We start from the raw sequence: 21188 nt of genomic DNA, 5'->3' as shown, positions 1-21188 counted from the left end.
TGGTTGGACATTGAGCGCCGCATGTTTCGATTAAAGTCTCGGGCTTTGGCCAAACGAGCAGCCCTGACGGCGTAGAGCACCCATTCCCGTCTACGCCTCACGTGACCGGCCGATACTCGCTTCCATCCCAGTTTTTCCGACCAACCGTTTTCATGAATCCGTCGACGAACTTGTCTAGAGGGACGGCGTTGCGCTCCAATTTCGCCCGCAAAATCGCGCCCTCCCACCCGATCCAAAAAAACTCGGACATCTGGCGGCAGTCGACTCGCTGAGGAATCTCGTCGCGCAACCGAGCCTCGTCCAGGCATTCGGCTATCCTCTTCTGCCATAGCTCGAACACATCTATGAGCCTTTGACGGAAGGAGCCTGGGAGCGATGCCATTTCTTGGCCAAGATTCCCGACAAGGCATCCGCGACGAAAATCGTACTTCGCCATACCGTCGCGCGCAGATCTTATGAAGTTATCGAACCTCTGCATCGGAGGTAGGTTTCGATCCTTAAGGTATTTTTCCAGCCTGGAAACAAAGAAGCTGTTGTATTCGTCGACCAACGCCAACCCGAATGCCTCTTTGCTGCTGAAATAATGATAGAATGATCCCTTCGGGATATTGGCCGATTTCAGAATTTCGTCGAGACCGACGGCAGAGAAGCCGAACTCGCACAGCTTTTCGACACCTGCTCTCAGCAGCACGGCTTTCGACTCGTTCGAAACGCCTTCGTTCTTTGGTGGTCGTCCCGGGCGACGCTTAATGTGTACGACTGATCCCATCAGGCAACAATAGACCGGTCGTCTCGCGGATACAATAGGAGCGTTGGGCGAAAGCCGCAGCGCGCGGCTTCTCAAAGAGGAGCAATGAGCCGAGGCGGTCGCTCAGTAGCGTCCGTTCCGCCGATGTCGTTTTTCAACAGCCTGGCCCGCCAGCGAGATCCCAAGCCATGGCACCGCGATTCGATGGCGAGAATTGTCGGATTTGATTGACTGCGCTGCAGCTCATACGTGAATGTTGGCACGCGTCGCAGCGTTATGTGATGCTGGTTCTCACGATGGTCGCGCCACGCTGTAGTACCTCGATTGCTTGCGCGATGATGTGCTCGACGATGTCGCCGGCGGGCAATCGATCGCGCACCAAGTCGACGCCCTCGCCGGCCCAGACGGCACGGATGGAGAGATCATCTGGTGCAGCATTCATATAAATCTTTTCTTCCTCGGGCCGCGCCAAGCGGAGTTCCTCTTCCCGTTGTTGCCATTTGTCTAGGAACGCATTCTTAACGGCGCGGCCGGGATACTGTTGCGGCCAGGCAGAGCCGCGCACGATATCGAATATCCTGGTCTGCTCCGTCTCATCTCCGGAGGCCGCGATCAGCCGGTCCTTCATGGCACCATTCCAGAGTGACTCGTCTGACGCCGCAAAGCGCGTGCCCATCAGTACCCCAGCGGCGCCTAAAGCGAGGACGGCTGCAAGTCCGCGGCCGTCTGAAATTCCGCCAGCGGCGACAACAGGGATGGGGCCGACTGCATCCACAATCGCTGGAACGAGACCCATCGTTCCTCGCGTCATGCCGGCGTGGCCGCCGGCATCGCGGCCTTGGGCAATGATAATGTCAGCTCCAGATACGGCAGCTTCCTTGGCCTGAGCCAGCGTTTGGACCTGACACATCAATAGACAGCCGGCTCGCTTTATAGCGTCGGCAAAGGGCACGGGACTGCCGAATGAGAGCATGAGCACTGGCGGATGCGCTGCCAAGGCCGCATCGAGGGCCCCCGGCCTCTCATCGAGCGCCCAAGTGACGAGACCAATACCAACGCGCGCATTGCCGGCTTCGGTGAGTCCTTTCTTGATGGCTACGCTGTCGGCATATCCAGAACCGATAATCCCCAAACCGCCGGCGTGCGTTACGGCGGCTGCGAGCCTGCCTCCCGATGCCGAGCCCATGGGAGCGAGCAGGATCGGATGCTTGATCTGCAGCAACCTTGTTAGGGCTGTCTCGATTACGGCCATTATTTTCTCCTTCGGTTCCGTAGCTGACAGGAAGTCAACCTTTGTAGGCGTCACGGGTCAACGCGAGAGGAGCCGTCCGGGTGCCTCACCTCGTCTACGGCTTTCACGCAAGCTAGGCAGAAAAAATCATCCGATGTGAGTCGGCCCAATATTCTGGGGCTTTGGTCGGGGCGATGGACAGCGCCGCACGGTCAGGCGACTTCGGAGACGGCCCTGCGGATGGCCTGCTCGAACGCCTCCGGCGGCTGGGCCCCTGTGATTAGGTAGCGATCGTTGACCACCACGGCGGGAACGCCGCTTATCCCCGCTCGATGCCACTTCTCTTCGGCGTCGCGCACCTCGTCGGCGTAGTGTCCTGAGGTGAGCACATCGCGCACAGCAGCGCCATCAAGGCCAACAGATTCAGCAGCGGCCACGAGCACATCGTGGTCACCGGGATTCTGCATCTTGGTATGGTAGGCGGCGAGCAGCGCGCGCTTCAGCTCTTCCTGTCGTCCCTCGATCCGGGCCCAGTGCAGCAGTCGGTGCGCGTCAAATGTGTTGTAGAACCGGCTTTCGTCGGTAGTCACCATGTCGAAGCCCACTTGCGCGGCCAGGACGCGTAGGCGTTCACGGTTCGCGATCGCCTGCTCGCGCCCGACGCCGTATTTGCGTGCCACGTTGTCGAAACGGCTCTCACCCTCCGGCGGGATGCCCGGATTGAGTTCGAAGGGCTGAAAATGGATGTCGGCCGTCAATCGCCCCTCGAAGCGCTTCAGCGCAGCATCCAGGTTTCCCAACCCAATGACGCACCAGGGGCATGACACATCAGATATAAAGTCGATTTTGACCGTATTTGTCATGGAAAGGCTACTCGCTTGGTGACGTTTGGGCACGCCAGGCACCCCCTAAACTTATGGGGAAGATGGGGCGACTTAACCACCGGATGAACAGCCGCTGGCAGGAAGGCACTCTTTCGCATATCGGAACAATCATGCGGCTCGCGGCCTCACTGTCGGCCAGCTTGACACTGACCCTGCCCCCAAGTTTTGCTGGCGCGGAGCCCTCGGCATAGCGCAGCGCCAGCTCCCGGCGCGGGTGGCACGTGAAGGCGAACTCGGACGGCGTATTCCATCCGAAATGAGGTGGACTACCCTGCTCCATCGCGGCCATCAAACGTGACTGCGACACCTGCGAGCTCAAGCCACGTTGTCGCCGAAGATGCTCGCCCGGAAGGTCCCGCGCTCGATCCACGAAAGCGCCCGCGACATCGCCAGACCGAAGCCTGGATCAATCGAACGCCGACCAGTGAGTTGCAAGATGTCGCCAAGTGGCCCCGAACGTCTGACGACTCAACGAAGCGGTCGATCGTGAGAACTCATAGACAGCGCCACCGGGTCAACCTCCGGCTCCATCATCGATTCCAACCTCCTGCCCGACGGGATGGAATGACTCAGCGATCCATCCCGATTTCAGCAGCCAAGTTTTTCAACATAATCGGCCAGTAGCGGAAATACTCCGAACGTTCGCCTTGATCCGTTTCTGACATCGCCCGTGGTGTTGCGGCTAAGCCGCGCGGATATTCGCCATAAAGCGGTCGAGCTCTTCGCGGAGTCGCGTGCTTTCGGCGGACAAAGAACGCGCCGAATTCAGCACTTCCTCCGACGCCGAGCCGGTCTGGGTGGCGCCACGATTGACCAGCATGACGCTGGTGGCGGCCTCCTGCGTGCCTTGCGCGACGTTTTGCACGCTGCGAGTAATCTCCTGCGTCGTAGAACTCTGCTGTTCTACTTCGCGCGCGATAGTCGTCGCAATGTTAGAGATTTGGCCGATGGTGCCCCCGATCTCCTTGATGGCGGCAACTGAATCCTGGGTTGCCGCCTGCATGCCTGAGATATGATTGGAAATCTCATCGGTTGCCCGCGCTGTCTGGCTGGCAAGCGATTTCACCTCCGATGCCACCACGGCAAAGCCGTGCCCTGCCTCGCCGGCACGCGCGGCCTCGATCGTCGCGTTCAGCGCCAGCAAATTGGTTTGCTTGGCAATCGCCGTGATAAGCTTGATCACGTCGCCGATTTCCTCCGCTGCCCCCGAGAGCTTGCCGATGCGCGCATCGGTCTGTTCCGCCTGTCGCACGGCCTGATCCGCAATCCGACTTGATTCGTTGACACGCCGCCCGATCCCGTTGACGGACACGGAGAGCTCCTCGATGGCGGAAGCCACCGACTGCATGTTGCTGGAGGCCTTCTCGGAAGCACCCGCCAGCTGGCTTGATAGAGTCCGTGTGGTGTCCGCGGTCTGCGTCAATGTACCGGCCGCACCCTCGATCCGCACGGCCGAAGCCGACACGTTAGTCACGATCGAGCCTACCGCTGTATCGAACTCGTCAGCAAAGCGGATCAATTCGGCACGGCGCGCCGCGGCGCTTGCCTTATTCCGCGCCTCTTGATTTGCGGCGTCGCGCTCGGCCTTCGCCACCGCCTGGAGCTTGAACTCCTCGACCGCGGCTGCCATCTCGCCCAGCTCATCCTTACGGCCTAGACCGGGCAGGACGACCTCGAAATTGCCGGCCGCGAGCTTGCGCATCGCAAGGCACATGGACGCGATTGGCCTGGAGATACCATTGCCGAGCAGGAAGGCCCAGATCAACCCGAGCACGAAGGCGCCCGCAGCGAGCATCAAAATCAGGTCTTTTGTTTCTCTGATTGTCCCCTGCGACTCCGACTCAAGGCGCTTCTGGTCGGAGAGCAAGTCGGACTTTATCGCGATCGAACCTTGACTGATGGTAGCGGCGGCTCCCGTCATTTCGACGCTCAGCCGGTCGATTTCCTTCGCATTGTCGATCAGTTTGTCGAGGGCCTGCCGGTAATCCTCCAGCATAGCTGAAGTTTCGTTTAAACCTTGATTGATCCCCTCATTCTTTGACGAGATGGCGCGTAGTGACTTTTCGACGAACTTAAGACGCGCCATTGCGCTGGTCGCGACGGTCTTGTCGGCATTTGCCACGAACATGTTGGCAAGCGCCGTGGCTGCTTGGAATTGGTCAGTTACCTTTCTGACGCCATCTTGAATCGTCTGTAGTTCCGAATCGTCGGCCTTACTGGAGAGATCGTCCAGCTTGTAACGCAATGAAAAAGCGCTGCGAGTGAGTTTGTTCTGCGCGATCTGCGCGCTGTCTTCCCTGATGCTCACGATTTCGGCAAAAATCTTGGAGAAAGTGCGGAATTCCCACTCTAGCTTGGTAAGCTGGTCGAGCCGCGCCGGATTGACCGTAATCTTCATGGATTGGAGAATGGCGTCTCTCAGGCTTGCCTCGGCTGCCAGCGCCGCTTTGCTATCTTCTTGCTTGCCTGTTTCCTGGAAGTAACGCGCAAGCAAGCGATAGGAGACTAGCTCGCGGTCAATGTTGCGCGCCAGATCCGCTTCCGTCACTCTCTGTTGGTAGGATGCGACGCCCGCAGAGATTCGTTCGAAGCCCATAAAGGCAAAGCCCATGCTGGCTCCCGAGATCGCCAATGTGACGGCAAAGCCGAGCATGATCTTTGCACGGAATCGGAGGACGGGTAGGTTCAATAGCCACGACCCGGAACGACGTTTAAGCCCCACAGTATCCTTGCGATCCTCAAGTAGGCTACTCTTCAACGCCGAATGACCAACGCCGGCTACTGAAATGGTGTCCACTATCGGGAGGCCAATTATTGACATGAGCTTCAGCGAGATTTTGAATTTACCGAGCATCGTGAAACCTTTGAGATCATAGCGCGCCGACTGATCCGGCTCGGATGTTAGTTATCGCACAATGATAAAGATTGCCTTCACGCGCTTCGGTGCATGCGCTGCGCATGTTTGGCAGCGTCACTGATAGACTCAAGATTTGAGAAAACGAGCACGCTCGAAGCGTGCGTAACACGCCACGCGGCTTGATCGTATACGAAGAAACGAGCGAGGAATAATTACTTATTCAGATGATGGTCATCTCCAAACAGGATGACCAGCCGATGCAGGAGCGGCTGACATTAGCGTTTGGCTAAACGGAACCGTCCTCCGCAGATCATAGTTTTACCAATACGACGTATCATGCCAAACGTAGCTGCACGGTTTTGTGAACGTTGGGTACATTCTTAATCGCTCCTTGCGCGATCGGATTCCTGGATCACGTTGCAGATCGGTGCCGGCTTCGTAAAGCGCCAGGATGTCGGCAATTGCACGGTTGACCACACTCGCGGGATCGCAGGTGCGGCATCATCGCTAATGCCGCTCCCGCATGACGGCTTAACTCTGACCAACCTCGGCAAGCAGCGCCTTAGCGGCCGCTTTGCCGACATTGTTGGCCGCGAACGGACTATCGCCGGTAATCAATCTTCTGTCCTGAAACGTCTGGCCATTAATTTCGGTGTTCAGAATCTCGACACCCAGCTTCTTAAGCTCCTCGCCAAACATCCATGGAATCTGGCCTGGCATGTAACCGAGTTCCGGAGTCTTCTTGTCGATGGCATCAGGGAATGCGCAAATCTTGTAGCCCTTAAAGATATAATCATCTTTCGCTTCATTCACGCCTGGAGCGAGAAAGGCAGCTGGGCCATGGCAGAGCGAGATGATATATTTGTTCCGGCTCATCGCCCACTTCAGGGTTGTCTTAACGTCCAGACTCTTCGGAATTCCGATCAGCGCGCCGTGGCCACCAGGAATAAAGACCGCAATGTAGTTCGAATTGTCACCGAGATTCTTCTCAACGACATCCGACAGTTTGAGCGGACTCATTAGCTTGTTGATGTACTTCTGATAAAAGCCGATAACAGCTTCGTCCTGCCGGGGTAGCGCCCAGAGTTCGAATTTGACCGGGTTGCCCGATAAAGTGGCAATATCAAACTCAAAGCCAGCCTTATCGAGATGATACATCGGCAACAGCGTTTCGACGGGATGATTTCCAGTCGAGAACATCGTTCCATTGTCCATCAGAAGATAGCGTTCGTCGGCAGCAATCATCAATATCTTCCACTTGCCGCCGCGGTAAGCATTCGGATAGTCCGCTCCGTCGAGGTCCGACTTGGCCGACGTAAATTGGCTCAATGAGTAAGGCGAAGGAAAGAATGCATTATTTTCAGCAACATCCGGTGTTGGGCGCTTGTCTTCCGTTTTCTCAGTCATCGTGATGTCCTCCATCCTTTCCAATAGATCGTGTTGCCAAGCGGCGGGAGCAGGAGATTTTTATTGTTAAAGACGGCCTGAAGCTTCGGGCCGATGCTGGCCAGATAGACGCGGCTTGCAGCATGTTAGATGCCGGATCTACGGTACGTTTCAAGGCCTGCCTTATTGAGCTTTGCGTGGCCAACACCGCGCCTAACTGGCAAATCCCATCAGGCGCGCGAAGCGGCCGGTGACGCGGGGCTCCGGCCGACTACGCTCATTGATGCTGACCAAAACGAACTGATTAATCAATTCAATGGTCAGAGAAAACTCCTCGCCGGCGGGATCTCGATAGTCGATCCGCGTCAGATGATCTTCCGAAGAGCTGTTGATCCCAGTCCAGTGCAAGCCGTTGCTGATGAACCGAATCATTTCTCCGACCGAATGAAACTCGTTGGTGACCCTGTCCTGCTTCAAGATCTGCCGGGCCTTTGTGTTCATGGTCAAAATGCGGGCATCATCGGTCTTGTTGAGACCGTTCCTAATCGGGACCGCTGCAACGATGCCGACCGGAGATCGATCATAGAGGATTTGAAGGACGTCAACCTGTTCACTGAGACACGCCATGTAGCACATGGTGAACACCGTTTCGCTGTGCGCGTCGGCAGCAAGTGGCAGGATCAGCGTCTCCCAATAAACGTTCCTTTCGGACAGCGACGAGATATAGCGCGCATAAGTCGGCTGCATTCTGGCGAGACAATCGTCGAAAAGTTCGCGCAGACTATTGGCGGTGGCGAATTTGAGTTCGGAAGCCAACGTTCCGCGCAAGTCTCTTCCTAAGTTTGCGATGTAGCTTTCACTCTGGGCGACGACGAGATGGTCGTTCCCGACCCTGAGGTTCAGCAGCGTGTCGACGAACGCACTCGACGACTGCACGAACATATCGCGTAAGCGTGGTTGTCGACTTGCCTTATGGAAAAGCCACTGCCGATAGGCCGCATTAAGCGGCTTCGAATGAATTTGCTCCCCGATGACCCTCCCCGTCCAGGTCTGAATAGCTGCGCGGCTTGTCGCCCCGACGTCCATCGACCTCCCGGGAGGAGGAGTGATAGCGTGAACCGACGACGCTGACTCGTCACCAACGTGCAGTGGTTTGGTGGACTGACTCATCATGATTTCTTTCTCTCATTCCCATGGCATTTGGTCCAATGGACTTCGATTATCGAGAAAAGCAAATGTCGTTCTTCAGATTCTGAATATCTCGCAAGCCATGCACCAACGTGGCTAGGATATTCGGCTAGAGCTTAAAGCCGGCTAAAACGGCGCAAGCTCTTGTATCACTGAGGGAGTCCGTGCACTGCATTTGCAAGTCCGGAGAAGCGAGGGTCGGAAGCAACAATTGAGCAGTGACGTTCTCGGGAGGAACGGGCTTGCTGATCAGAAACCCCTGAATTTCGTCGCAAGCATGCTCGCGTAAGAACTCCTTCTGTTCTATCGTCTCAACGCCTTCTGCCACAATCGTCAGCCCGAGAGCCTTGCCCATATTGATGATGGCCCGTGCGATGGCCCTGTCTTCCGGGTTATGGGGCAACTCACGAACGAAAGAACGATCTATTTTGATCGTATCGATGGGAAACCGCTTCAACGCGGACATCGAAGAATAACCCGTGCCAAAATCGTCGATTGCGAGCCGCACGCCGCGGCTCTGAATCGAATCAAGCAAGTGAACAGCTCGTTCAATATTGAGCATAACCATGCTCTCCGTGACCTCAATCTGCAACAGTTGCGGCTCCATTCCACTGGCAGCAAGGGCGTCATCGATATCCCGCAGAAGATTCTCGTCGGAGAACTGCCGTGGCGAGACGTTGATAGCCATGGAAATCGGAGGAAGCCCCTCACGTTGCCAAGCGACGTTCTGCGCACAAGCCGTTTGCATGATCCATCGGCCAATTGGAACGATCAGGCCAGTCTCCTCTGCCAACGGAATGAAACGTAAGGGAGGCAAGAGCCCGAAATCCGGATGTAGCCACCGCAGCAGCGCCTCGACGCCGACAACGCGTCCTGTCGCAATGTCCAGTTTCGGTTGGTAGTGCAGACAAAGCTCATTCCGATCGAGCGCGCGGCGCAGGCCTGCCTCCATCATCAGGCGATCGACGGACTGTGTTTTGATTTCGTCCGAACAATGCCGCACATCATTCTTGCCCTCTTGCTTGGCGAGATACATTGCGCTGTCGGCTTTCATCATGAGATCGCGCTCATCGTTTCCATCTTTCGGAAAGATGGCAACCCCGATACTCGCGGTTACCCGACACTCGTGTCCACCAAGTTCTAGAGGCTCACTGATGATCGACAAAAGATGATGCGCCACCGTTGCAGCATGTTGTTGCTCGGCAACGTCGTTCAGAAGAATCACAAACTCGTCGCCGCCGAGCCGCGCAACGACGTCGTTCGCACGCAAGCCGCCGCGAAGCCTCTTGGCCATTTCCACCAGTAACGCGTCGCCGGCTGCATGGCCGAGCGAATCATTGATGATCTTGAACCTGTCGAGATCAATGAAGAGAAGAGCGAATGGCCGCTGTTGACGTTCTGCTACCTCTACCGAGTGATTCAGCAGTTGGCTGAACATCGCACGGTTCGGCAAATCCGTTAGGCTGTCGTGCGTCGCCAGGTACTTGATCCGTTCTTCGGCCATTGCCTTTTCATCTGTTCGATCGAAATTCTCCAGTGCAAACGAGATATTCGTGGCCAGCCGTTCCAAGAGCTCGACGAATTCCGAGGTGAATATGCCCTCCTCCGCCGCCATGAAAAGGAGAACACCGACCGCGTGACCGCGGCTAAGCAACGGCAATGCTGCTCCGGATTTGGAGCCGGTGCGGCGAACGATGTCATGAAAGGCACTCCGTTCCTGGTCCGCCAAATAATTGTTGCTGATACATGGCTGCTTGGTACGAAATGCCGTACCCGTCAGTCCCCGACCTTCGGGGTACGCGGGGGAAACCGCGACCTTCAACGACCTTGCCGTTTCCGCCCTCGGTCCGCTCGCCGCGACGATGCGAAGAAAGTCGCTTCCAGGCTCCGCAAGCGCGATGGTCGTCCAAGTGAATTGGGCTCCGTTCACGGCAGCGTCGCAAGTCAGTTCAAACAGCTCGGTCCGCGTCTTTGCTCGAACAATGGCTTCATTCGTCGCGCTGAGCGCGGCGAGCATTCTCGTCAGCCGCTCCTTGGATGCCATCAGAGCATGGTCCTCGTCAGAACGCATCTCCAGTCTCGTCTGCATGACGGCAAGAGATCTCAATAATTGACCAAGCTCGTCGCGTCGCCGCACTTCGATCCTGTCGACGAAGTTGCCCGCAGCTACTCGTCCCGCAACCTGCATCGCCGCGGAGATCGGTTTGGTCATAGAGTACGCAAAGACCGCTGCGACAATCAGGCTGATAAACGTCACGCTGGTAGCGAGCGCAAACATGTTGGCAGTCGTCGACGCCACAGAGGCTTCGGCAGCCATGCGAAAATTGAAGCCATATGCGGCAACGGTTTCGACGAGATCGTCTAGCGCCGCAGCCGCGGCATCTTCCTTCTGCCTGATAGAGAAGGATATTGGAACCATCGTAAGCCCGCCGGATGGAGGCTTGAGGATACTTATCTCAGTTTCTGACCAATCGCGAAGCCGGCTTTCGGCTCGCTGTAGCGCCAAACTCACGGTACGGTCATCGACCCGCTCGCGAACCACTTCCAACTCATCCGCGATACTAGCAAGTATTCTTTCAAATTTGGCGATGCTGTCCCTCGGCATCCGGTCGACGAGGCTGGATTGCATGAGCCGGCGAGCTTCGTTCAATTCTGCGTGCGCCGAACGCGCATGATTGACAGCTTGGAAAGGCCCGTCGTAGAGGCGAATAGCGTAACTTCCTATCACGGAGACGCTACAAATTCCGTACAATGCCAGTGCGCAGGCGATGGCAATGACGACGCTGAACATACCGAAGAACTTGTAACGAATAGACACTGCGTGTACTCCGCACATCACATCTGCTGTAAAGACTAGTCTCTCACACTAACCATCATCCTCATCCGCGGATGGATCGCGCAAATCACTTGTACCTCTCTAGCTTCCGTGAAAGTCACGTCCGTCGACGTACCGGGGGGTTGTGATCCGAGGTCAAACTCGTTCCCTTTGGTGGTCGACGCCACGTTGTGGGGAACGGTGTCGTCGTTCACGAAAGTGAGTGGCGTACCTTTCTTGATGATGACGCTCTGGAAGGAGAATTTCCGTCCTTGTTGGTGAACCGTATGGTCGGCAACAAGTGCCACGGCCGAGAGAGCGCCAAGAACCACGCCAGAAACTGAAAGGACGACCAGAGCAAGTCTAGGCATTGGATATTCCCTGTATCTGACTTCAGCGAGGAAGCGCCGGCACGGTGGTTGCAACGGCATTGCTGGTCAATGTGCTAAGGAAGGCGACCAACTCGCGTTTTTCCTGCGACGTGAGCCCGAGCGGCCCAATAAGGTCCGATCGACTGGGTCGATCGATTCCTCCTTGATCATAGTGTTCGACCACTTCTTCGAGTGTCGCGATCGAGCCGTCGTGCATATACGGACCTCGCCGAGAGATTTCACGCAACCCGGGCGTCTTGAAAGCGTGATTCATCTTGGTGATTTGAGGCAGCATTCGTGCGCGTCCGGGATCGTCACTAGGAAGGCCAATGTCATGAAAGCCGTCATTGGTGAAGTTCCAGCCCTCGTGACAAGATGCGCATCGTCCCTTGGTGTTAAAGATGACAAAGCCGCGTTTTGCCTGTTCGGGCATCGGCCCTTCGTCTCCTTCGATCCAAGCATCAAATGGCGCGTGATCTGAGACAATCGTCCGCTCGTAGGTCGCGATTGCATCTGCGACCGTTTTCGGATTCATTCCCTCGTCGGGGAAGGCTGCCGCGAAGAGAAGCTTGTAACCAACGATGGATGCGAGTCGATCCATGAGCCGCTCCATCGGCATATTCAATTCGCCAGCTGACTGAATCGGATCGAGAGCCTGCTCCTCGAGGCTTGCCCACCGGCCGTCCCACATGAAAGTCGTTGCCCATGCTGTATTGACGATGCTCGGGGATCGACGCCCGAGTTTTGCCATTCCGTGACCAACGCCAACCGACAACCCGTCGCCCCAGCTAAAACCTGGACTATGACAGCTCGCGCAAGATTGCGATGAACTGAGAGAGAGACGCGTATCGAAATAGAGCCGCTTTCCGAGCGAGGCCTTCTCTGGCGTGTACGGATTTTCTCCAGGAAATGGAATAAACGCAGGACGTCGATACTTAGCCTTCAGTGCATCCAACTCCATTGCCGGTTGCGGGTTCAACCCGACGTGGCGGGTTCGTCCGACGATTGCAGCACCGAAGGTGATGCTTGCAAAGCCGATAATCCCGACGAAAACTGTCGCGACCGCAGAACTGAATAGGACTGACCGGCGAAACCCGCGCGCGCCCGCACCTCGCGAATGTTCACGAACTGACGATTGCAGCGCTCCGATCATCGCGATTAGAGCGCCTCGCACGCTGCTGCGGGTCAATACTGCGGCTCGTCCGCTTTTCGACATAGCGAAACACCCATGAAAATTCGCTGCCAAATCAATTGCTGATACAACAGTTAGAGCACTCTGATGTCCGTCACCGCAGCATATGAGAATGATGTAGGTGGCGGGCAATGCGTGCTTAAGACTGATCGAAAAAGGTAAAATGATTGTGGTTGGGCGGCAGCAGTGAGGCCTAGGCCGGAGGTCAAGACGAAAATTACCGGGCGATTATCGCACATCAGAGTCCGCAGGCTACGCCATACTTCCGCATGCGTGGCTGCGACGCTTGGGCCGGAGCCAATCTAGTTCTGGGTCGCACTTAGGAGGCGGCGCGTGACCGTGTCGCTCCTGAGCGTTCTGAATGGGACTCCGATGAATAGCCGTCGACATCGACGATCGCTTGCGCAAACGCCTGTGGAGGCCAGCTCAACGACAGAGCCGAAGATGGAACGCATCGGCAAGATCTCTTATCGGCGCCGTGATTTTTTGTTTCTTAAGTTTGTGATCCTGAGGTGGGACAATGTAAGGACAGCGCTATTTTCCTCAAAATGAGGACGTCAGTCTGACGGAAACTCTCGGTGCGATAATCGAACCAATTGACGAGGCGGGGCGGATCGACAAGGACAAGCAGAGCGAGGAGCTCATATCAGCGCACGAGCATTCCGACTTCCACCGCAGCTTCTTTTAGCACCGGCAGGAAGCTATCAATCAAATCCGCTACCGAAACTCGCGCGGTGTGAACTCCAACGCTCAAGCCAGCGATGGCCGCACCAGCCTCATCGATGACCGGAACGGCGAGGGATCGAAGACCTATCTCCAATTCCTCGTCGACTATGCAAAATCCTTCTTGACGGATCTCTATCAACTCCGCCCTTAACGCAGCTACGTCGACGATTGTCTTCGATGTGTGGGCGACCAACTTGACCGAGTCGAGGTAGGAATCGATTGCCTCGTCTTTGAATTGGCTGATTAGTACTCGTCCTATCGACGTGCAGCTGGCGGGAAGGCGACTCCCGGCGTCAAGGCTGGTCGTCATCAGACGTTTGGCCGGTGAGCGAGCAATGCAGAGAATTTGATCGCCGTCGAGCACACTTATACATGCGGTCTCCTGTAGCCGATTGCGTACGTTCGAGAGGATCGGCTGCGCGACCTTGCCGAGCGGCGATGAAGCTAGATATGCAGACCCCAATGACAAGACGCGAGGCCGTAGAGCATAGCAGCGCTCGCCCTCTGATGCCACGAAGCCAAGATGCATAAGGGTAAGGAGACAGCGGCGAACCGCGGCACGCGGGATCCCGGTCCTTTGACTGATCTGCGAAGCCGAAAGTGCGCGACGCTGCTGGTTCAATGCCTGAATAACGATGAGCCCTCGCGCGAGCGACATCATGAAATTCGGATCTGCAGCCTGTCTTTTGCGCTCTTCTGGCGGACCACTTTTGGTCAGGTTCGCTGCGTTTTCGTCGTCTCCACCCGGCAATATCGTTCCTCGCATCAAGATGGAGTAATCCAGCTGAACCCGGGCCCAGTCATGGAACTAGAATTGACACGTGGAGCGAGAGGCGACGTTGACACCATGATCGCCACTTTCATTTCATCACAATGAAAACCAATCGACTCGATCGCCAGGACGAACAATTCCAAGATTTGAGCTAATGACGGCAAACCCGTCAGCCGTGGCAAGAAGCCGAAGCATCCCTGAATTGGTGTCTGACAACAGGGCGATCCGCGGCGCAGCATTCCCATCGTATCCCTGACGACGGCCGGCAAATGTGTCGTTCGACCAAGCCGGACGGTCCAGGAATATTCTGCTACAGAGCGAGACGCACGCTGCTTGAGGCCGACACGTGCCGACAGCAATTCCCGCACGATGACACTGAAAGTCACGAAGTACCGGTGGCAGCGAATCTGATCGACATAGCTGCAACCGCTCTTAGGTCTTTAACTACGCGAGCAGGAGCGATCATAGCTCCGGTCGATCCAAAATGAATGGTACCAGACAGACAAAGAACTCCAACTCACCGTGACTCTTCCTTCTCGATAGCGCGTGCCCAGCGATGTGCAGGTCGGAAGTTCGACCGATTGCAGCAAAATATCCGACCAACTCGAGCGTCAGGTAGCGAGCGCGACCACGCGAGCCGTCCCATTGTTGCGGTGATGCGCACATACACTTTTCACCACTCGCCGAACGGGCGCCCCGACCGTCCGCTCCGGGTCCACACGTATCTCGACATTTCTTTGTTGCGCGGGGGAGCGTCTGTCGCGTCGTCTTCCCTTCTTTTTTAAAGGGGGAGCGACAACTCGGCGGTGCGCAGGCTCGCTATCGGTACCGCGGAGCTGGCGTTGCGTTGGCGTGCATGGTTACACCCGCATCCTGATAGTCGGATATGTCCGACTGCGAGGATTCTGTTTAAAAGCGGATTGGAGCCAGCCCAAGCGCCTCGCGCCAATCCTTGTCTCCGATCGCCGCTCGGCGACTCCAAGGATCGCACATTCCGAGCATGTGGCCTTGGCGCTTGCCGATGCGTCTCAGGGCCGCCAGGTATCATTGATCTTCGAGTAATTATCGTCAGCCCAGACGCAGAGCCCAGCCAAGGTCTTGGCGAGGCTAAGGCCTAAGGGTGTGAGCGAATACTCCACCATCGGCGGGACTACCGGATACACCCTGCGGGAGATCAGCCTGTCTTTCTCCAGATTGCGCAGGACCTGCGTCAGCATCTTAGGAGAGATTCGTCCGATCTGCTTCTGCAATTCGGTATAGCGTTTTGTGCGCTGGCTGAGCGCGTACAGCACCAGAAGCGTCCATTTGTTTCCGACACGGGCGACCACCTTATGCGCGGGGCATTCGATGTTGAATACGTTGATCTCCCCAACCCTGCGCAGGGCGGAGTCAGAATCCGTCTCTGGCGCCGCTGCAATAGAAGCCGATCGGGCTCGCCTGTTTCCGCAGCGCGGCGTGCTTTGTTTTGGCCGTTGAACCATTTCAATTCCTACCAAACGGTGCGTATCGCACCATATCGTGCATACTTCCATCTGGATAGTAGTGGGCATATTGGGGATAGCGCAACAACGCCAGCGCGCTTCTCGGGCCGCTGGCCAACCCAAGGAGTCGGCTATGAATCTGCATGTCCCATCTTCGACCGCGGTCGCGCTGGATCCCGCGATACAGAAATTTCTCGATGCGGGTCCAAAATTCTTGATCGACGGCAAACTCGTCCAAGCTCAGGCGGGTGCAACCATCGACATTCGTAATCCCGCGACCGCACAGGTCGTCGCTAAGGTGCCCGAGGCCCGGGCCGAAGACATCGACCTGGCCGTCAAGGCAGCCCGCAGAGCTTTCGACCAAGGCCCGTGGAGCCGCCTGACACCGGCTGAACGCGGCAAGCTCGTCTATAAGCTCGGCGAGATCATCGAACGCCACGCCGAGGAATTCGCACAGCTGGAAGCACTCGACAACGGCAAACCAATCTCGGAATCCCGTGCTGCGGACCTGCCGATTGCCTACAACACCTTCTACTATATGGCTGGCTGGGCGACCAAGATCGCTGGGGCCACCCTCTCGCCTTCCAACGCCGGTGAGTACCACGCATACACATTGCGCGAGCCGATCGGCGTGGTCGGCCAGATCATCCCGTGGAACTTCCCGCTAATGATGGCCGCTTGGAAATTGGCGCCGGCGCTTGCCGCCGGATGCACAGTCGTGCTCAAGGCCGCCGAAGATACGCCGCTCTCGGCACTCCGGCTCGCGCAGCTCATTGTCGACGAAGCGGATTTCCCCGCAGGTGTCATCAACATCGTGACCGGCTATGGCGAGACAGCGGGCGCGGCGCTCGCCGCACACCCCCAGGTCGATAAGATCGCCTTCACCGGATCGACCGAAGTGGGCAAGCTGATCGTCAAAGCGGCGGCCGGCAGCCTGAAGCGCGTCACGCTGGAACTCGGCGGTAAAGCGCCGACAATCGTCTTCCCGGATGCCGATCTCGACCGTGCCATCCCCGGTGTCACACTCGGTAGCTTCTTTGCCCAAGGCCAAGTCTGCGTGGCAACAACCCGCATCTATGCGCACAAGAGCATCTTCGACAAGCTCATCGAGGGCGTGAGGGATGCGGCATCGAAGATCAGGGTGGGACCCGGACTCGATACTGCAACCCAGATGGGTCCGCTCGTCAGTGCCACGCAGTTAAAGCGTGTTTCCGGCTATGTGCAGTCCGGCCGCGACGAAGGCGCCCATGTCCAGGTTGGGGGCGAAGGACTTACCGGCAGCGACGGCTACTTCCTTAAGCCCACCATCCTGACCAATGCCAATCCGGCGATGAAAGTCGTGCGGGAGGAGATCTTCGGGCCGGTCGTCGTAGCGCAAGCCTTTGACGACACCGCGCTCGACAAATTGGCGGCTGAAGCCAACGACACTGAGTACGGCCTGGCCGCGAGCGTCTGGACACAGAACGCCAGCATCGCGCACAAGATGGCCAAGCGCATCAAGGCGGGCACCATCTGGATCAACTGCCACCATGTGTTCGATCCCGTCCTGCCGTTCGGTGGTTACAAGCAGTCCGGTTGGGGTCGCGAGAATGGCGCCGAGGCGATCGAGAACTATCTTGAGACTAAGGCCGTCACTATGGCCCTCTGACTTCTCATAACTGATGGGGCGGACTCCGCAAGGGTCCGCCCTGATGGGCGCGCGCGGGATGAAGAGAAGCGCCGGACGGACAATCAACGAGATGCCATGGGTCCAGCTTCGCGAGTCTAGTATGATTCATTCAAGCGTCGCAGGACCGAAGCCTGCGTCAGGGCGGGTATCCAAGATTCGCCAATCCAATCGATCCTGAGCCATCGCTCGCAGCATGGCCCCGCAACCATTGTGGTCGCGCTTCCAAATCATTCCCTCTGGCGTATTTGGTGTTTCCTCCCGACCAGAGTTACTAGGCCCAGCCAGAGGCTGGGCCCCTTACCGAAAATGGACCAGGATTCCGGTAAGCAAACTGTCAACAGGAAGGGGGGACATCACAAAACTGCGACCCTCCATCCGCAACCATGATTGTCGGCGTATTGGTGTTGCCTGACGTGATCGCTGACATCTGGCCGCACCAACGCCTCGTCCTCGCCGATCGAGTAGTGCGGGTCGCTCACCCTCTAGACGCGATGGGCTACGCAAAACTGCGTCAGTTCGCGAATTCTCGGCGGGTTGAGCGTACACTTGCCACGATGTGCGCATGCACCTCCGACACTCTGCGCGTATGATGGGTGTCGGGATGCGAAACCAACCAATAGTTTCGAACGAAGCGGATCTCTGGTAGTAATCGCTTAAGCTCCGGAAACCGTCGTGCGACGTAGTCGTGCAGTATTCCCACGCCGTGGCCAGCCCTCACCGCCTCCATCTGTGCCACCACGCTCCCGCACTCGTAGTGTCTGCTCATGAATTTTCCGAGCGCGGACGCGTAGTCGAGCGCTCGGCTATAGACGTAATCCTCGACATGCGTGACGAAGAGATGGCCGGCGAGATCGGCCTGTTTCCTGATTGGTCCCAAGCGCTTCAGATAACTTTCTGCGCCATAGACGCTGAGGGTGTAGTCGGTAAGCTTTTTGACAATAAGCCGGCCCTGCTTCGGACGGTCCAACGTAATCGCAATGTCGGCTTCCCGCCTCGACAGCGAGAATGTCCGCGGCAGGGGAACAAGCTGAATGAGCAAGTCCGGATGCCGCGCGGCAAGCGCACCGAGCTCGCTGGCGAGAAAGTAGTTCCCCAGTCCGTCGGGAGCGCCGACGCGAACAGTGCCTGAGATTGCCTCCGACGATCTGCCAAGGTGAGCGCCGACCTGGAGGAACTCCGATTCAGCCCGCTCCGCTGCGGCAACGAGGGCTTCGCCTGCGCTTGTCAGGACGCAGCCCGTCGTACGCCGTTCGACCAACTGGGTTTTCAATTCCTGCTCGAGGGCGGTGAGTTGCCGCGCCACGGTCGCATGGTTCACGCCCAGACGCCGAGCGGCACCGAGAATCTGACCGGTGCGGGCGACCTCCAGGAATATGCGGATACGATCCCAATCCATCGACTTCAATTTCTGCACAACAAATCCGCGATGGTTCTCGTTGATGTGCAGACTTTAACATTTCATACCGGACTTGTGCAAACAAGGAGATAGTCGTGGTCACGCAAGTCAAGCATTACATCAATGGCAAGCAGGTGCCTGGTCGCAACGGGCGGACGTCGTCCGTCTTCAATCCCGCACCGCCGCACGGATGATCAACGAGCACGAATTCGGCAACGGTACATCGATCTTCACGCGCGATGGCGACGCGGCTCGGGAATTCGCGCACCAAATCAAGATCGGTATGGTCGGAATCAACGTTCCGATCCCTGTGCCGATGGCATTCCATTCGTTCGGTGGATGGAAAGCGTCGATCTTTGGCGACCACTACATGCACGGCCCGGAAGGCGTTCGCTTCTATACCCGGTTGAAAACGATCACGAGTCGCTGGCCAACCGGCATTCGAGCTGGTGCCGAATTCGTGATGCCCACCATGTCTTGATCACAACGACTGTGAGAACTCAACTGGAAGCCCATGCACATCCATGCAAGCGACGACGCCACGGCCAGAGATTTGGAAGATGCTGCCATCACGCATGGCATGGACGTGCTGGTCGAAATCCATGACCGCGCCGAACGCGATCGCGCGCTAAGACTTCGCTCGCGGATGATCGGCGCCAATAACTGCAACCTTCACACCTTCGAGACCACGCTGGCCACCAGCGAGACGCTGGCACAGCTGATCCCCAAAGATCGCCTGATGGTCGACAAGAGCGGCATCTTTACACGGACGGACCACGAGCGCGTTGGCATGGCGACTTTCCTGGTCGGCGAAAGCCTGATGCGCCAGGAAGACGTCATCGCTGCCACGCGGGCGTTGCAGGCCCGTACCGACACGCCCCGCGCGACCGGGACCCGCTAGGCGATGGCGCGCAAGACTTTTAAAAGCAACGCTTCCAAGGACGGCACCGCCCTCACTCATATCGATTCCTCAGGTGAAGCGCGGATGGTCGACGTGTCGGCCAAGCCCGCAACCGAACGCAGCGCCGTTGCCGAAGGCCGCGTGGTCATGAGCAAGGCGACGCTCGAATTGATCGTCTCCGGCAACGGCAAAAAAGGCGACGTGCTCGGCACTGCCCGCATTGCCGGTATCATGGCAACCAAGCGCACGTCGGATTTGATCCCGCTGTGTCACCCGCTGGCGCTGTCGAAGGTCACGATCGACATCACGCTCGACAAGAGGCTGCCCGGCTGCATCGTCCGCGCCGCGGTCAAAGTCACCGGACCGACCGGCGTCGAGATGGAAGCGCTGACGGCGGTGTCGGTAGCGTGCCTGACGATCTACGACATGATCAAGGCGGTCGAACGCGGCGTCCGCATCGAAGGGATTCATCTTGTCGAGAAAAAGGGTGGCAAGTCCGGGCATTACCGCGCCGAGGATTAGACGAACCTGCCCGCTTGTCGATCATCGCGTGACCACAGCGATTGCATTGCTAGAAGCGCGCCCCAGATGAAGGTCCCATGCGTTGTAGGCTGCAGCACGCGCAAGCGCAGGAGGTCACTTCCGTTTCCACGACTTTCCGGGAGTCCGCATGAGCTACGCTGTTGACTCTAGCTGGATTGGACCCGGCATTGAGCCGCACTACTGGGTTACGAACCAGCCAATGGAGAACAAGGGCTGAGCGCCTCTAGCTCGGCACGCGCATCTTGGCAGAGACTATTCTGAGCTCGGGGCGGGCTGTTCGCCCCAGGAGATCTTCCGCGATTATCCCGGCCTCCCGGTCGATGGCATCGAAGCGGTCTCGCGTTGGGCCGAGGGCTCTTCGACGATCACCTGGCTGACGTCGGGCTCGTCGATGCCCCGGTTTCGTTGCACTCGCAGGGTGCGCCCGCTCCGCATCCGCAGCCAAGATCGGCATCCCACGGTCTGTCGGGATGGTTCTCGCACACCCAGCCGACCCTTGCAGATCGGACAAGCCGGGTTCATGCCTTCGTCAATCCCCTGAACGAGCTTGCCCGCAGCAGCCCGTCGCTGGTGATATCGCGATACTCCACTTCGGCGAGGAACCTCGGCTCGACCCAGGTCGCCTTCGGCTTGCTGATCGGCTTCGTGAGTTTCGACTTCGGGGTAGCGGTCTAACGCCTTAGGAACGTCATCAACTTCTTCGGTCTCGGCGCAACGGCGGTCTATTGGTGAGTTTAAACGTCGACGGCGACCATAACATCCGAGGCCTTGATGACGGCTATCGCCGGCTTGCCTTTAGTAATCTTAAGCTCATCAACCGCCTCATTCGTAATGGACGCCGTGACGATTGCGCCACCACCGATATCGATTCGAACATGGGATGTAGTCGCACCCTTCACGACATCGACGATGGTCCCCTTGAGTTGATTGCGCGCGCTGATTTTCATGACGCTGTCCATTCGTGTTTAGCTTGGGGCGGATGCATGTAGCCCCAATATCAAAGGGTGCGCGATAGGTGCTCGGCAAGC

Annotated in this window: 17 protein-coding genes and 2 pseudogenes; 5 read left to right on the top strand and 14 right to left on the bottom strand. The window is 57.4% G+C overall.

Annotation, left to right across the window (positions count from 1 at the left end):
• Window positions 1-97 precede the first annotated feature (97 nt).
• The 12 genes from acuR to JQ597_RS05715 all read right to left on the bottom strand — a co-directional run bounded on the left by acuR (window position 98) and on the right by JQ597_RS05715 (window position 15651).
• Window positions 98-769 carry an acrylate utilization transcriptional regulator AcuR gene (gene acuR / locus JQ597_RS05770; protein ID WP_502754272.1) on the bottom strand — a complete coding sequence of 224 codons (672 nt, stop codon included), beginning with the start codon at window positions 767-769 and terminating at the stop codon, window positions 98-100.
• A 253-nt stretch (window positions 770-1022) separates the two neighbouring features.
• Window positions 1023-2000 carry an NAD(P)H-dependent flavin oxidoreductase gene (locus tag JQ597_RS05765; protein WP_212263280.1) on the bottom strand — a complete coding sequence of 326 codons (978 nt, stop codon included), beginning with the start codon at window positions 1998-2000 and terminating at the stop codon, window positions 1023-1025.
• Between the two features lie 191 nt (window positions 2001-2191).
• A complete protein-coding gene (locus JQ597_RS05760) occupies window positions 2192-2842 on the bottom strand; it encodes a DsbA family oxidoreductase (protein WP_212263279.1) in 651 nt (216 codons plus the stop codon).
• Between the two features lie 703 nt (window positions 2843-3545).
• Window positions 3546-5516 carry a methyl-accepting chemotaxis protein gene (locus JQ597_RS05755; protein ID WP_249147560.1) on the bottom strand — a complete coding sequence of 657 codons (1971 nt, stop codon included), beginning with the start codon at window positions 5514-5516 and terminating at the stop codon, window positions 3546-3548.
• Window positions 5517-6251: 735 nt separating this feature from the next.
• Window positions 6252-7127: a glyoxalase III HchA gene (hchA, locus tag JQ597_RS05750; protein WP_212263278.1), complete on the bottom strand. Its 876-nt coding sequence runs from the start codon at window positions 7125-7127 to the stop codon at window positions 6252-6254.
• Window positions 7128-7319: 192 nt separating this feature from the next.
• Window positions 7320-8192: a hypothetical protein gene (locus JQ597_RS05745; RefSeq protein ID WP_212263277.1), complete on the bottom strand. Its 873-nt coding sequence runs from the start codon at window positions 8190-8192 to the stop codon at window positions 7320-7322.
• A 211-nt stretch (window positions 8193-8403) separates the two neighbouring features.
• The gene (locus JQ597_RS05740; RefSeq protein WP_349628789.1) at window positions 8404-11112 is read right to left on the bottom strand and encodes an EAL domain-containing protein; all 2709 of its coding nucleotides are present in this window, start codon (window positions 11110-11112) and stop codon (window positions 8404-8406) included.
• Between the two features lie 35 nt (window positions 11113-11147).
• On the bottom strand, window positions 11148-11480 hold the full coding sequence (locus tag JQ597_RS05735) for a plastocyanin/azurin family copper-binding protein (protein WP_212263276.1): 333 nt from the start codon (window positions 11478-11480) through the stop codon (window positions 11148-11150).
• 22 nt (window positions 11481-11502) lie between these two features.
• Window positions 11503-12633: a cytochrome-c peroxidase gene (locus JQ597_RS05730; RefSeq protein ID WP_212263275.1), complete on the bottom strand. Its 1131-nt coding sequence runs from the start codon at window positions 12631-12633 to the stop codon at window positions 11503-11505.
• A gap of 685 nt (window positions 12634-13318) precedes the next feature.
• Window positions 13319-14164 (bottom strand): IclR family transcriptional regulator domain-containing protein, encoded by an 846-nt coding sequence (locus JQ597_RS05725; protein WP_249147558.1) that lies wholly within the window; start codon window positions 14162-14164, stop codon window positions 13319-13321.
• A gap of 102 nt (window positions 14165-14266) precedes the next feature.
• The gene (locus JQ597_RS38460; protein ID WP_212263273.1) at window positions 14267-14386 is read right to left on the bottom strand and encodes a hypothetical protein; all 120 of its coding nucleotides are present in this window, start codon (window positions 14384-14386) and stop codon (window positions 14267-14269) included.
• Between the two features lie 812 nt (window positions 14387-15198).
• Window positions 15199-15651, bottom strand: coding sequence for a winged helix-turn-helix transcriptional regulator (locus JQ597_RS05715; protein WP_212263272.1), 453 nt, complete (start codon window positions 15649-15651; stop codon window positions 15199-15201).
• Window positions 15652-15784: 133 nt separating this feature from the next.
• Between JQ597_RS05715 and JQ597_RS05710 the strand changes: the two genes are divergently transcribed.
• A complete protein-coding gene (locus JQ597_RS05710; RefSeq protein ID WP_212263271.1) occupies window positions 15785-17299 on the top strand; it encodes an aldehyde dehydrogenase family protein in 1515 nt (504 codons plus the stop codon).
• Window positions 17300-17831: 532 nt separating this feature from the next.
• Here the strand turns inward: JQ597_RS05710 and JQ597_RS05705 are convergent.
• Window positions 17832-18716 carry a LysR family transcriptional regulator gene (locus JQ597_RS05705; RefSeq protein ID WP_212263502.1) on the bottom strand — a complete coding sequence of 295 codons (885 nt, stop codon included), beginning with the start codon at window positions 18714-18716 and terminating at the stop codon, window positions 17832-17834.
• 181 nt (window positions 18717-18897) lie between these two features.
• Between JQ597_RS05705 and JQ597_RS05700 the strand changes: the two are divergent.
• The 4 genes and pseudogenes from JQ597_RS05700 to JQ597_RS38455 form a co-directional block, all read left to right on the top strand.
• A pseudogene (locus JQ597_RS05700) lies at window positions 18898-19197 on the top strand (aldehyde dehydrogenase family protein); the annotation flags it as partial.
• A 45-nt stretch (window positions 19198-19242) separates the two neighbouring features.
• A pseudogene (locus JQ597_RS05695) lies at window positions 19243-19617 on the top strand (beta/alpha barrel domain-containing protein); the annotation flags it as partial.
• A gap of 3 nt (window positions 19618-19620) precedes the next feature.
• Window positions 19621-20139 (top strand): cyclic pyranopterin monophosphate synthase MoaC, encoded by a 519-nt coding sequence (gene moaC, locus JQ597_RS05690; RefSeq protein WP_212263269.1) that lies wholly within the window; start codon window positions 19621-19623, stop codon window positions 20137-20139.
• A gap of 363 nt (window positions 20140-20502) precedes the next feature.
• A complete protein-coding gene (locus tag JQ597_RS38455; RefSeq protein ID WP_502754267.1) occupies window positions 20503-20835 on the top strand; it encodes a hypothetical protein in 333 nt (110 codons plus the stop codon).
• A 59-nt stretch (window positions 20836-20894) separates the two neighbouring features.
• Here the strand turns inward: JQ597_RS38455 and JQ597_RS05680 are convergent, their stop codons facing one another.
• Window positions 20895-21107 (bottom strand): TOBE domain-containing protein, encoded by a 213-nt coding sequence (locus JQ597_RS05680; RefSeq protein ID WP_212263268.1) that lies wholly within the window; start codon window positions 21105-21107, stop codon window positions 20895-20897.
• Between the last annotated feature and the right edge of the window lie 81 nt (window positions 21108-21188).

This window comes from Bradyrhizobium sp. AUGA SZCCT0177, from assembly GCF_018130125.1.
Lineage (GTDB): Bacteria > Pseudomonadota > Alphaproteobacteria > Rhizobiales > Xanthobacteraceae > Bradyrhizobium.
The sequence above is the reverse complement of the archived record's forward strand: the minus strand, read 5'-3'. Positions and strand labels throughout refer to the sequence as shown.

Bases quoted from the DNA above. Each gene is read 5' to 3' on its own strand.
- JQ597_RS05680 (WP_212263268.1), bottom strand. From the start codon at position 21,107: ATGAAAATCAGCGCGCGCAATCAACTCAAGGGGACCATCGTCGATGTC.
- JQ597_RS05735 (WP_212263276.1), bottom strand. From the start codon at position 11,480: ATGCCTAGACTTGCTCTGGTCGTCCTTTCAGTTTCTGGCGTGGTTCTT.
- JQ597_RS05715 (WP_212263272.1), bottom strand. From the start codon at position 15,651: ATGGTTCAACGGCCAAAACAAAGCACGCCGCGCTGCGGAAACAGGCGA.
- JQ597_RS05725 (WP_249147558.1), bottom strand. From the start codon at position 14,164: ATGCGAGGAACGATATTGCCGGGTGGAGACGACGAAAACGCAGCGAAC.
- JQ597_RS05705 (WP_212263502.1), bottom strand. From the start codon at position 18,716: ATGGATTGGGATCGTATCCGCATATTCCTGGAGGTCGCCCGCACCGGT.
- JQ597_RS05760 (WP_212263279.1), bottom strand. From the start codon at position 2,842: ATGACAAATACGGTCAAAATCGACTTTATATCTGATGTGTCATGCCCC.
- JQ597_RS05710 (WP_212263271.1), top strand. From the start codon at position 15,785: ATGAATCTGCATGTCCCATCTTCGACCGCGGTCGCGCTGGATCCCGCG.
- moaC (WP_212263269.1), top strand. From the start codon at position 19,621: ATGGCGCGCAAGACTTTTAAAAGCAACGCTTCCAAGGACGGCACCGCC.
- JQ597_RS05765 (WP_212263280.1), bottom strand. From the start codon at position 2,000: ATGGCCGTAATCGAGACAGCCCTAACAAGGTTGCTGCAGATCAAGCAT.
- hchA (WP_212263278.1), bottom strand. From the start codon at position 7,127: ATGACTGAGAAAACGGAAGACAAGCGCCCAACACCGGATGTTGCTGAA.
- JQ597_RS05755 (WP_249147560.1), bottom strand. From the start codon at position 5,516: ATGCTCGGCTTTGCCGTCACATTGGCGATCTCGGGAGCCAGCATGGGC.
- acuR (WP_502754272.1), bottom strand. From the start codon at position 769: ATGGGATCAGTCGTACACATTAAGCGTCGCCCGGGACGACCACCAAAG.
- JQ597_RS05730 (WP_212263275.1), bottom strand. From the start codon at position 12,633: ATGATCGGAGCGCTGCAATCGTCAGTTCGTGAACATTCGCGAGGTGCG.
- JQ597_RS05745 (WP_212263277.1), bottom strand. From the start codon at position 8,192: ATGGACGTCGGGGCGACAAGCCGCGCAGCTATTCAGACCTGGACGGGG.